We start from the raw sequence: 12,840 nt of genomic DNA on the forward strand, positions 1-12,840 counted from the left end.
TTCAGCGTCGCGCTTATGGTTTACGAGATGAAGAATATCTTCGTCTCAAAGTCCTAACCTGCATGCTCCCTGAAATCTGATTTACTAAAATCGCTCAAAAGTACCCACTCGATAGGGACTTGAGCCTAAAAAACATTATAAAGCTGTTGCGATAGTTGATCGCGCTTTGCTCGATGCCGAGTTGTCACGGTCACTCTCATTGCCTGCACAAACCCAAGGCTTTGAGGTTGTCGTATTAGGAGTAGACAATTTGTATGATATGTACAACACTGTCTATAAACGTGTACCAAATGAGGTGATTGTTGAATAGCCTTCTACGCAATTGGATTGCTCAGATGGAGTCATGGGAAGCAGCGTCCGAGTTTGGGATACCAAGCGAAGAATGGGCTAGATATGATGTCATTAAACGCAACGATGATGTATACATTGCATCATTGTCAGGCCTATTTGATTCACTTCGCAATGATAATGCTTTATCTCGTCAGTCAGAGTTGTGGTCCATAGCTAAAACGCTCCTTGTTTATTCTCGTGGATCTGTTTCCAGCTATTTGTCTGGTGTGCAGCGTGATCTTAATCAGCTATATTCAGCCGCTCTATTTTACCTTGCTGGTTTTCCTGCGACTGCAACTTTCCTAGCGAAGCCAATACGTAAATATTCGTCAGACGTATTGGAAGAGAAATTCCTTGTTAGTTTCTTTTGCCATGATGTTTCATCAGGCGAGCCACTTTCTCTCCAATTGGCAGCTTATGTTGAAGGTAGTGTCGATAACTTATCCACACTAGGAACCTATCTAACCGATAGTCTGTCTAAGGGTCTATCAAGCGATCCTCGTCAGTTTATCGCCGCCAAACTCGCTAGCAAATGTATCGATAAATTTGCTAACGATAACATATGGAAATTACTGCGAGAGAATACTGATGGGTATTCGCATGAGGCGTGGCGAGATTATTTTAGTGCAGGAATCGCCACGCCGATATGGGAGCTATTGCCCTCACAAATGACTGCGATTACTCAGGGGCTACTACGTAATATTGATGTAACCTTTAGCTTGCAGATGCCGACAAGTGCGGGAAAGACAGCTCTTTGTGAACTGCTGATATATAACGAGGTAAAAGTCCGAGGTCGAGCAGTGCTTTTCCTGGTTCCATTTCGAGCACTTGCTGCTGAAATACATCGTGGCATGTCAAGGCGATTGCATTCAGCGGGTATTCGCATTGTTGCTACGCATGGCGGGAACATCCCGTCTCATTCAGAATCTGCAAGCGTGGAAGATGCTGATGTGTTGATTATAACTCCCGAAAAATTCGCAGCTTTAGAACAGGCGATAGAGGGATTGGCCGATCGTTTTTTCAGTATCATCTGTGACGAAGGGCATCTAATTGACGATAGATCAAGAGGCTTAAGCTATGAGTTGCTCTTGACGAGACTTCGCAATGCAAATGTCCCTGGTCGGCGATTTGTGTTTCTTTCAGCAATTCTTCCGAACGTTGATGAAATCCACTCATGGTTAGGTGGCAGCAATCAATCATTAGTAAAGTCTGAATATAAGCCAGTTGACATGGATTATGGTTTCCTCACTAAGACAGCTAGCGGCAGTTATCGGTTGGATATGAATCCTACGGAGCCGCAGCCTCGTAACTATATCTTGCATCGCTTCCTGGTTAAAGACGATTTCAAATATATGAATCTTGAAACACAAAGATACAATCTGTTTCCCGGACGGAATACCTTCTTGTCATTGGCATGTGCTGCATCTCTCAAGGCAAGGCGGACGGGTCCGGTTGCATTATTTACGACAACAAGAGGGGAGAATGGAGTGCAAGCACTCGGTGAGAAAATACATGAGATGATAGACAGGCAAATTCGTGCTGCACAGGAGGGACCTACTGATGCACCAAGCTTGCCTGAACTTCATGATTATTTCTCATTTTTGTTGGGCGCTGAGCACTTACTAACGCGGCTAGTTAAGTTGGGTGTAGCCTATCATCATGGTCGTCTTCCTCAAGAAATGCGTCGGGCTATAGAGGAAGGTGTGCAAGACGGCACGATACATCTTATTATCTGTACAACGACATTAGCTGAGGGCGTCAATCTTCCGATTCGAACTATGGTTGTGCATACAGTAAGAAGATATAATCGTCGTGCACAAGCACAAGTATATATCCAGAGGCGGAGTATTAAAAATATTATCGGTCGGGCAGGTCGTGCAGGAAAAGAGACGCGCGGTCGCATTATGTTTATAAATAGTTCTGAGCGAGCATATGTAGAGCAGGTTCTTAGAGGTCAGAATTTAGAGCGCGCTACAGGTATGTTGTTCAAGCTCATTGAAGAACTATATGAATTTTCTATAAGCCACAATCAAGTACTTACAAATGAACTATTCGAGCAACAACAACCATGGTTTTTGTCGCTTATTGACAGTATAGATTATTCATTGATTGAACTGATCTCATCCGATGTCTTGGCTAGCGACGTAGACCAACAACTTGCGGAATTACTAGATAAGACCCTCGCCAGTCACTTTTGCTCAACGGTGGATTTACGTAATATACTTACAACCGTGTTTCGACTACGGGCAGCTCACTTAACGAGCACAGTCGATCGGATGTTCTGGCCAACACTCAAAAAAAGTGGAACAACTCCGCGCTTTTGGAAGTTTGTCGTGGAACGCGCTCTTCTCCAACACCCGCTTTGGATGGAGCTGCTGGATCCTCTGGATGATCTCTGGCTTCACGAGGTGATTATACCTTTAATCGAATTTGTTAGTACAGATGTAACCTATGACCAAACAACGTTGCAAGAATATATTAAAGGATGGATGTCCGGAAAAACTTATTACGAGCTGTCGAGTTCGTGTTCGTGTAGTGTGGATGAAATATTAAATCTCGTTTGTCATGAAGTCGGATTCGTATTGCAGGATTTAGTAGCAAAGCTTTGCCAATTGGCAATAGAAACTCATGGTATTGATAATCTTTCAGAGGTAGCCAGGAGTTGGTCATCATTGCTACAATATGGACTTTCGTCTTTGCAGCAGTTGGACTTATTTGATAAGGGGATTAGCGATCGACTCGGCGCATGGGGAATGTTGAGATACATTGAAGCGAATCAAATAAATCTTCGTGGTATTGAGCTTATTTCATTATTGCGAAGAAATGGACCACAGTTGAGATTATTCTTAGAGGCTGATGGTCGTGTGCCACTGATGAGTATTAAGCGGATCATACGAGAACTGCGCCTAGTATATTCATAGCCGCTTGTGTAATTTGATGTGTCATTAGATATTATTCCAGAGGAGGAGCTGATACTATGGCTAAGGCAGAAGCATCGGTTGAAGAACTGGTAGGAATGATTGAGCGTGGGGACCTTCGCCTGCCGGAGATGCAGCGCCGTTATGTCTGGCGTTCGACGCGGGTGCGCGACCTTCTGGATTCTCTGTATCGCGGGTATCCGTCAGGCGCGATACTTCTCTGGGAAACGGACGAGATAGTGCCGTTGCAGGAGTTTGCCATTACCCAGCAAGCGAATCCTTACCAGAGTACGCGGCTTTTGCTCGATGGTCAGCAGCGTCTTACCTCACTTTCCGCTGTTATCCAGGGCAAGCCGGTATCTGTTCGGGGACGGCAGCGGCCGATCGAACTTCTCTTCAATCTAGAGCATCCAGAAGAACTGACTGTCGTTACCGAGGTCAACGAAAACGACGATGATGACGATGACCTGGTTGAAGACGAGGCGGATTCCAGTGAGGACGAACTTCAGAAGCGATTCGATAAAATGACCTTCGTGGTGACTACACGGAAGCTTGAACAGCTACCGCACTGGGTGAAGGTCACCGAGGTCTTTAATACGGACGAAGATGCCCCGTTCCTTGAGAGGGCAGGCATTGAAAAGGTCAATGATCCACGCTATAAGAAATACAGTCAACGCCTTGGTCGTCTGCGGGGTATCCGGAAGTACATGTATCGTATGGATGTTCTGGAGCGCAAGCTGTCGTATGACGAGGTGACGGAGATTTTTGTGCGAGTGAACTCACTCGGGGCGAAGCTCAGAAGCTCCGACCTTGCCCTGGCGCAGATCACCGCCAAGTGGCGTAACTCGCTCAAGACCTTTCAGGCTTTCCAAAAACAGTGCAAAGAGACCGGCTTTGATCTTGATCTTGGATTGTATCTCAGAAACCTGATCGCTTTTGCCACTGGACAGTCGCGCTTTCGTACGGTCACCAGCCTCTCGCTGGAGACCCTGCAATCCGCCTGGAAAGAGAGTTGCCGGGGCATGGAATTCGCTCTCAATTTTATGAAGAGCAACGTAGGCATCGACAGCCCGGCGCTTCTTTCGTCGCCATTCATCTTTACGAGCCTTGCCTATCACGCTCATAAGAGGGACTACCAAATCTCCCCCGAAGAATCCGACCGGTTGCGTCATTGGGTGCTTGTCGCAAATGCCAAGGGCCGGTACTCCCGCGGTTCCAGCGAATCGCTGCTAGATCAGGATCTGACGACAGTAAAACAAGGCGGGGGTGCGCAGGAGTTGATCGATAGGCTGCGGTTACAGGTTGGCCGGCTGGATATTTCTCCGCAGGAGCTTGAGGGACGCAATCAGCGAAGCGCAGTATTTAAAACAATGTTCATGGCTTTCCGGGACGATGGTGCGAAAGATTGGCGTTCCAACCTTGCTATCGCGCTTGATCACTCAGGCTCGCATCACCAACTACAGTTTCATCACATATTTCCTAAGGCGGTTTTGAAGGCCACCTATAAGGACCGAGAGGCGGACGATATCGCCAATCTGTGTTTTATCTCCGGAAAAACTAACCGGCAGATCAGCGACAAGACACCAGCGCAGTATTTTCCTGATCTTGTACGAAATGCAGGCGAGAATGCTTTCAATGCACAGCAGATTCCTATGGACAATGCGCTCCTCAAGGTCGACAGTTACAAGGCATTTCTTGAGAAGCGCAGAGATCTGATTAGCCAGAGACTCAATACATTTCTCGGGACGCAAGTATAGGCGTCATTAGAATCAGGTCTTGCGACTTGACAATTCACCGTAAGGAGCAGTCGGGGCAGATCTTCGGACTTCTTTTATCTTCACATCATCTGCTCTGCAATCAGCAATCTTGTGCGAGGGAAGGGGTAACACCAAAATAAAAGACCTGATTCGATGGCTCTCCGCCAGATTCTAACAGTGCACACGAAGGAAATTAGAGAGATAAAGAGGTTTTGAGGAAATAAATGCGAACTATCGACAAGTTGGTTATCAGAACACATTTAAGCCGCTGTATGCGTGCGTATCGAAGAAAGTCATGACCCTGAGGGCATGTTGATGGGGGTGTTATGACAACATATGAGGTAGAATTGAAAATCAGAGAGTGGCTAAAACGTCTTTCAAACCGTTTGGGAAATGCAAAAAGGGTTCTTAGCGTTTATTTTCTTTTGTTGCTTATAGCGTTTACTTATCTCCCTTGGTCAATGCAAGTCGATAATGGTACTATATCCGGCAAAGTGTTTATTAAGTATTCGTTTATATGGCAGGAAAATAGCCCATTGAAAATTGATTTCGACCGGCTAATTATCGAAATTTGCATCTTAACAACGTTATTGGTTTTATTTCTGACGTCTTTTGGAAAAAAAGAAATAAGTTTGAGGAAACCGCAGGAAAGTGATATAGGCTCCCAAGTATCGCTCAAAAACCTCTCGCTCACCGACATAAGCATTCTTTCAAAAGAATCCCCAGAAAAATTGAAAGAACTTTACGAACTTCAAGATAAATACAAGAAAATTGAAAAATATGCGGAGCAGATAGGGAAGGACGTTAATACTTATTTGATAGAGAAGGGCATTAGCGAAGAGGCAATAGAGGCGTATTGGCGCATCATGAAAGTTCCAAGATTGAAGCAATAAAGAGGTTAATGGGTCACTTAGAGCATAAAAGGGTCAACTCTTCGATGATGACAAGCAATCATGCCGGAGTAAGTAAATGTCACGGTTGAAGATTTGATAATCTTTAAATCGGCCACTTAGGGAATCCCCAAGGTTCGTGAAGGAGAACACAACTCGTCAGGCTCACTATCAAAGTTATAATATTTCCTTGGCGTTCCTCGCGTCCTCGCGGTAAAAATACCCTGCAAAAAAAGTCTTGTGCTTTTCCACCACAAGTGGCATAATAGTAGCATGAAGGTGGTGGAAAAAGAAAAGGTCATAAGCGGTATGCTCCGGGACGAATTCAAGCGGTGCCGGGAAATGCTCGCCGGCCTGCAGAATTCCCTGAAAGGGCTGCCCAAAGGCGTTCTGAGTCAGCGAAAGAAGCGCTACAAGGAGAAAGCCTATTCTTATTACTCATTAAAATACCGCGATGGGGAGAAGGTCGTTAATAAGCATATTTCCTACGATGACGCCGCGGCTTTGCTGAAAAAACTGGAGCAAAGAAATAAAATCGAAAAGGAAGCTCAGGCGTACAAGAAAAAAATAGAATACTTATCGAAAATGCTGAAAGCCGGCAAGGGATGAATAAGATTCTTCTAACGATCCCGAATAAGCATATTTTCCCATCCTAGGTCCAGGAGCTTATTCAGGCGCTCGACCATGCGGGTTTTTTTGAAGAGTCAATGCTGATTGGGAGCTGGGTCATGCCCCTGTATCAGGTGGCGTTCGGTATACCCTATACGCTTCGCACGCTGGACATCGATTTTGCAGTCAAGTTCGCGGCATCGGATAGGGGCAAAGAGACCGATCTTGAGATGATCATGACGGGTTTGGGATATATTCCCGTGATGATGCAGTCAGGCCTTTGCAAGTATACCCGTCAAAATTTCAGCATAGAATTCGTTGTCCACAGAAAAGGCGGAAGCGATGATGAAGTCGTGGCAATTAGAAAATGGAACATTACCGCTGTTCCGCTTCCGTTCATCAATATTCTTCTCGATTTTCCTTTTATCGCAGATTTCGGTAATTTCCGTCTGAAGGCTCCGATTCCGGAAGCATACTTCGTTCAGAAAATGCTGATTGCCCAGAGACGTCCGGGCGAAAGCAAGAGGGACAAAGACCTTGAGCAATGTTCCATCATTTCCGGCCGTGTCGATCCTAAACGGTTGATTGCAGTTGTCGGGTCTTTAAAGCTCAGTGTGAAGAGCAGTAAGGTGCTACTCACTTCCTGCGAGGCAATTGATTTTCCACCACAGAGGCTGGGATTACGGTAGAATTGTGGGGGAAAAAGATAGAGACTTGGGGTCTTAGCCGCTTACCATGAAGTTATTCTATTCAGTTCAAAGATCTACCAAGCGCCGCAAGTTGACCATCATCGTCGAGAGTGATCGTAGCGTAATTGTACATGCAACGGAAGCAGTATCCGATGATAAAATCCGGAAGGCGGTTGGGTAACATTTATTGTGAGTCAATTCGTTCCTTCATTGTTTCTTGACAAATAATACCTGCCAACCTATAATGTTTCCATCCGGCTCAGTACACTCTATTGATACACCCATGGTCATCATGAACAACCTCGAACTCTTACTCAGTACGATGCTCTTCAGGGGCGGCAGTAAAGACAGGATAGAGCATATTCTGGAGCTGTTTCAGGAGCGCAATCTGAATGAGAATGCCACTATTTTTGCACAGAACATGCCGGCCGAGGCGCTTTACATCGTAAAGAGCGGAAGGGTCAGGATCTCCATGATGGCGGGAGAGGGAGAGGAGATGGGGCTCTTGCTTCTCGGGCCGGGCGAGTTCTTTGGCGAGCTTGCGCTGATCCAGGAAACGAACCGTCTCGTGACGGCGCGGGCGGAGACGGACGTTGAACTCCTGCTCTTAACGAGAAAGGATTTTCAAACTTTGATCGAGCTGGAACCCCGGATTGCCGCCAAGGCCCTCGTGGTCATTACCAAACTGCTCGCCATGCGCATTCGTTCATACCACGAAAGGCTCAAGCAACTGATCGTGATATGATCCTTGCCGGGATCGATATCGGTACAAACACCCTCCGCTTGCTCATTGCCGAAACCGGCCCTGATTCATTCCATGAAATCTATGCAGATAGAAAGATCACCCGTCTGGGGATGGACCTTGACCGGAGAGGGGCGCTCACCCGCGAGGCTGAGGACCGCTCCCTGAAAGCGCTCGTTGATTTCGCTGAGAAGGTCCGGCGTCACGGTGTGCTCCATACCGCGGTGATCGGAACGAGCGCCCTCAGAAACGCATCAAACGCGGCACTATTCATCGAAGAAGTAAAAACGAAGACCGATCTTGCCATCAGGGTCATAACCGGTGAAGAAGAAGCGAGGCTTACGCTTGCAGGCGTTGTCCACGCGTTGAAGGGATTCGAAGGGCCGCAGAGCGAAGCCCTCGAATCCGCCTTTGTCATCGACATCGGCGGAGGAAGTACGGAGATCATCGTGACCCATCCCGCGGAAGAGACTACAATGGCAAGTCTGCCGCTGGGCGCGGTCTATCTTACCGAACGCTATATAAAAAACGATCCACCAACACCGGCGGAAACAGCACAACTCAGGCGTGCGGTCAAAGATATTTTGGAACAGCACGGTGGCATGTTGAAAACCGGCCCCGGCAAATCCTTAATCGGTACTGCCGGCACGATCACGACGCTCGCTGCCATGGATCTGGGACTGGTGGAATATGCTCCCGATACGATCAACGGACATACCCTTGCCAGGGAAACCGTGAATGCGATCGTTCGTAAATTGACTGCAAGCACTCTCAAAGAGCGAAGGTCCATCCCGGGACTGGAAACAGGCCGTGAAGATATCATCCTGGCCGGAGCTGTGGTTGTCCAGGAGATCATGGAGCGGTTTGGTTATATGACGATGGTCGTGAGTGACTGGGGATTGCGGGAAGGGATCGTGCTGGATTTATATAAGAAGATTTGTAACTGATCAGTTGAAGAAGAAAACAATCAGGAGAAAAGGGGAATTGCGAGGCGAAATGGGGATGAACAAAATATATTGAGTAACTACTCAGATTGGCCGCAAAAGATCGCAAAGAGCTCAAAGAAAAAACCTGAAACCATCATGTATTTCAGTTTAAATTCTCTCTGCGATCCTTGCGTGCTTCTCTAAGTGGCCGGTTCATTTTTTAGGCCATTCGCGGCTAACAGATTTTGGCTTGAGTAGATACTATGCTGGTTAAGGAGTATAAACTGATGCAGGAAACTCGTATCTTGATCATGGATGATGAAGCACCGGAGCGCAAGCGGATCGAGGACCATCTCCGACGCAAGGGGTACGATGTTCTGGGCGTGGGCACGGTGCAGGAGGCCATGGCTGAGATCGGCCGGGACCGCTATGACATGTTCCTGACGGACTGCAATATCCCGGGTGTGGACGCGCTCAGGACCTCGGAAGACGCGCGAAAAATAAATCCCGACACGGCGGTTGTCATCATGACCGCGTTCGGCACGATCGAGACCGCGGTCAAGGCCATCAAGGCCGGCGCCTATGACTATCTTCCCAAACCCATCGATCTTGACCAGCTTTCGGTGCTTATCGAGAGAGTATCGGAGCGCCGGGATCTGATCCGGGAGAATACCGAACTCAAGGAAATGCTGATCGAGCGGTACACGTTCGACGAGATCGTGAGCACGAGCCATGCCATGGAGGAGGTCCTGAACATGGCGGGTCGCGTGGCCGCCAGTAGTGCAACGGTATTGCTGCGCGGTGAAAGCGGGACCGGGAAAGAGCTGATCGCCAAGGCCATTCATTATCGCAGTCCGCGCGCAAACGCCCCGCTGATCAAGGTCAATTGCGCCGCCCTGCCCGAGACGCTGCTCGAGAGCGAACTTTTTGGACATGAGAAGGGCGCCTTTACCGGTGCGACTGCCCGACGGATCGGCAGGTTTGAGGCGGCGGACAGGGGAACGCTGTTCCTTGATGAGATTGGGGAACTGACGCCCGGAATGCAGGTAAAGCTCCTGCGTGTTCTTCAGGAACGGGAGTTCGAACGGCTCGGCGGGAACCAGACCATTAAGGCGGATGTGCGCGTGATCGCCGCCACGAACCGCGATATTGAAAAAGCGGTGAAAGAGGGGGCGTTCAGGGAAGACCTGTATTACCGGCTCAACGTCGTTTCCGTGGTCATTCCTCCCCTGCGCGAACGGAAGGAGGATGTGCCGGGCCTTCTTGATTTTTTTATCAAGAAATACAACAATGAAAATAAAAAGAGCATTACCGGCATTTCCGCGGAGACGCGCGACCTGCTCATGCGATACGGCTATCCCGGAAATGTGCGTGAGCTTGAGAACATCATTGAGCGCGCCGTTGTGCTCGCCAAAAAGGGTGTCATTACCACGCTCGACCTTCCGATCCATGTCAGGACCGCTGCGAGCGAAGTTGAACTGTCGGCACAGGCGTTGAAGGGCTCGTTGAACGAGACGCTGGATACTGTTGAGCGCGGCATTATTTTGGAGGCATTGAAGGCGTCAGGCGGCGTTCAGACGCGCGCCGCGGCAAAACTCGGGATAAGCGAGCGGGTGCTCAGGTATAAACTGAAGAAGTATACGATCAACGAGTGAGCCTTGTGTAGTAATCCCCGGATGGTAAAAGTGATCAGCAAGGGGTTCCTGTCGACAACGTTATTCCGATTACCGATTATCAATCTCTGATATACTATATTAACGGACGCATAAAGAATGGACAGATATCCTCATATCGTCATCCCCGAATGGTTTTATCGGGGATAGGGTCTTAATCAGGAAGAACCGGATTCCCGCTCAGAAGCCCTGCGGGAATGACCACGTGAGAGATGATTCAATGGTCAGACTTATTGAGACCATTCATAACTTAGCCCCGGACACACAGTTGGAGGAACGTTTCATGCTATCGGAAAGAACGCTGGAAATCATCAAAACATCCGCAAGCCGTCTCAACAAACCGGTCAGGCTGGCCCTTTTCACGAGCGACACGGGTTGCGCGGCCTGTCCGGAAATGACCGCCCTTGCCCGGGACATCAAGTCGCATTTCGACAAGATCGCTCTTGAAATCTATGATGTGGTCATGGACCGGGACAAGTCACATCAGTACGGCATTGAGCGCGTGCCGGCCATCGCGCTGCAGGGGGTTGAAGGAGAAACGGCCACGTTCTACGGACTCATTGAGGACGTTTTTTTAAAAATGCTTCTGGACACGATCCAGTCGCTGTCCAGCGCAAAGGTATGGTTCCCGGAGGATGTGAGGCGTGTTCTGAAACATCTTGACCATGACGTCAGGATACGGGTCTTTGTCGAAAGCGATTGTCCTTTGTGCCGGCCTGTGGCCGAGACCGCCGTCGGTCTTTCGCTCGAGAGCAGGTTCATCACTACTGACGTTATTATTGCGGATAATTTCCCGGAGCTCATCAAAAAACACAAGATCAAGAAACTGCCGATGACGATCTTCGGCGACAACCTGCAGATGGAAGGGCACGTGACGGAGAGCGAGTTTTTGGAGATGATCTTTGATGCGGAGGGGGTCGATCAGGGGAAGGACCGGCGATGTCTTGTTTGCAGTAAGCTCTCCCCGGACATCATCTGCTCGAATTGCGAAATCCGGATCCAGGCGGAAGCGATCGATCATAAGACCAGAATGGAGAAGGGATTGCAGCAGCCGTAGTGACGTCAAAGTTAAACTTAAGCATTGAAGCAAGACCTTCAGAAGGGGAAAGGGGGAAGTGGGCGAAAGGGTAAGAACAACGGACTTAAACGATCTTTTCCCCCATTTCTCCATCATGTATCTCCCTTTCTCCTGAACGGTTTTTCGCGTATTTAAGATAAATCACTTTGATCTACTCGGCTGAGGGAGGTCGCGGGCCATGAAGCAGGCAATGTTCCAGGAGGCGAGGGATGCGAAGAAGGTACAGTGCGGCCTGTGCTGTCACCGCTGCATTGTTTCTCCAGGAAAGCATGGAATCTGCGCGGTACGGGAGAACCGGGACGGCATTCTCTACAGTCTTGTCTATGACAAGGTGATCGCCCGGCACATCGATCCTATCGAAAAAAAGCCGCTCTTCCACTTTCTGCCGGGCAGCCTGTCGTTCTCCATCGCAACTCCAGGCTGCAACTTCCAATGCAGGCACTGCCAGAACGCGGATATATCCCAGCTCCCGCATGACCATGGCGGCATACTGCCGGGTGAGGAGGTTTCTCCTTCCGCCATCGTCGATTCCGCGCTCAATAACCGCTGTAAGAGCATCTCCTATACCTACACAGAACCCACGATATTTTTTGAGCTGGCCTATGATACGGCGCGTCTCGCTTCCGAGGCGGGGCTCAAGAACGTGTTCGTATCGAATGGATACACCACTCCTGAAGCGCTCAGGGAGATCAGGCCCTATCTCCATGCTGCGAATATCGATCTCAAAGGATATACCGATGATTTTTACAAAAAGATCTGCGGTGCGCGGCTTCAGCCGGTGCTCGACTCGATCAGGCTCTACAGGGAATTGGGCATCTGGATCGAGATCACGACGCTTGTAATACCCGAACATAATGACTCGGATGAAGAACTGAAGGGGATAGCGCAATTTATCAGGTCTGTTGGAGAGGACATTCCCTGGCACGTATCACGGTTCCATCCCACCTACAAACTGAGTGATCGGCCTGTAACACCGCTTGATACGCTCAAGCGGGCGCGCCAGATCGGCTATGACGCGGGACTTCGGTATGTCTATGAAGGGAATATTCCCGGCGAGGGAGAGAATACATTGTGCTGGAGTTGCAAGAAGACACTGGTAAAACGAATAGGATTTAGTGTACTGGAGAATATGATCGAAGCGGGGAAATGCGAATTTTGCGGAGCGATGGTCGATGGGGTGTGGAAATAAAGCTATGAGAGACGAGTGACGAGGGACGACGGACGCGGG

Annotated in this window: 10 protein-coding genes; all 10 read left to right on the forward strand. The window is 48.8% G+C overall.

All coding sequences use genetic code 11. The features are described 5' to 3' along the window. The first annotated feature begins 302 nt into the window (after positions 1 to 302). The 10 genes from M0R70_14370 (at position 303) to amrS (ending at position 12,801) form a co-directional block, all read left to right on the forward strand. Positions 303 to 3,251 carry a DEAD/DEAH box helicase gene (locus tag M0R70_14370; GenBank protein MCK9420553.1) on the forward strand — a complete coding sequence of 983 codons (2,949 nt, stop codon included), beginning with the start codon at positions 303 to 305 and terminating at the stop codon, positions 3,249 to 3,251. A gap of 56 nt (positions 3,252 to 3,307) precedes the next feature. After that, positions 3,308 to 5,005: a DUF262 domain-containing protein gene (locus M0R70_14375; protein ID MCK9420554.1), complete on the forward strand. Its 1,698-nt coding sequence runs from the start codon at positions 3,308 to 3,310 to the stop codon at positions 5,003 to 5,005. A gap of 326 nt (positions 5,006 to 5,331) precedes the next feature. Beyond that, complete coding sequence (locus tag M0R70_14380; protein MCK9420555.1) at positions 5,332 to 5,898, forward strand: hypothetical protein; 567 nt, start codon at positions 5,332 to 5,334, stop codon at positions 5,896 to 5,898. A gap of 270 nt (positions 5,899 to 6,168) precedes the next feature. Then, positions 6,169 to 6,504 carry a hypothetical protein gene (locus tag M0R70_14385; protein ID MCK9420556.1) on the forward strand — a complete coding sequence of 112 codons (336 nt, stop codon included), beginning with the start codon at positions 6,169 to 6,171 and terminating at the stop codon, positions 6,502 to 6,504. A gap of 98 nt (positions 6,505 to 6,602) precedes the next feature. Further along, positions 6,603 to 7,193 carry a nucleotidyltransferase domain-containing protein gene (locus M0R70_14390; GenBank protein MCK9420557.1) on the forward strand — a complete coding sequence of 197 codons (591 nt, stop codon included), beginning with the start codon at positions 6,603 to 6,605 and terminating at the stop codon, positions 7,191 to 7,193. 283 nt (positions 7,194 to 7,476) lie between these two features. Then, on the forward strand, positions 7,477 to 7,938 hold the full coding sequence (locus M0R70_14395; protein ID MCK9420558.1) for a cyclic nucleotide-binding domain-containing protein: 462 nt from the start codon (positions 7,477 to 7,479) through the stop codon (positions 7,936 to 7,938). Then, a complete protein-coding gene (locus M0R70_14400; protein ID MCK9420559.1) occupies positions 7,935 to 8,882 on the forward strand; it encodes a Ppx/GppA family phosphatase in 948 nt (315 codons plus the stop codon). The genes M0R70_14395 and M0R70_14400 overlap by 4 nt, the downstream gene beginning before the upstream one ends. Positions 8,883 to 9,148: 266 nt before the next feature. Next, positions 9,149 to 10,516, forward strand: coding sequence for a sigma-54 dependent transcriptional regulator (locus M0R70_14405; GenBank protein MCK9420560.1), 1,368 nt, complete (start codon positions 9,149 to 9,151; stop codon positions 10,514 to 10,516). Between the two features lie 301 nt (positions 10,517 to 10,817). Continuing rightward, the gene (locus M0R70_14410; GenBank protein MCK9420561.1) at positions 10,818 to 11,591 is read left to right on the forward strand and encodes a thioredoxin family protein; all 774 of its coding nucleotides are present in this window, start codon (positions 10,818 to 10,820) and stop codon (positions 11,589 to 11,591) included. A 199-nt stretch (positions 11,592 to 11,790) separates the two neighbouring features. Next, positions 11,791 to 12,801: an AmmeMemoRadiSam system radical SAM enzyme gene (amrS, locus tag M0R70_14415; protein ID MCK9420562.1), complete on the forward strand. Its 1,011-nt coding sequence runs from the start codon at positions 11,791 to 11,793 to the stop codon at positions 12,799 to 12,801. The last annotated feature ends 39 nt before the right edge of the window (positions 12,802 to 12,840 follow it).

Source organism: Nitrospirota bacterium (genome assembly GCA_023229435.1).
Classification (GTDB): domain Bacteria; phylum Nitrospirota; class UBA9217; order UBA9217; family UBA9217; genus JALNZF01.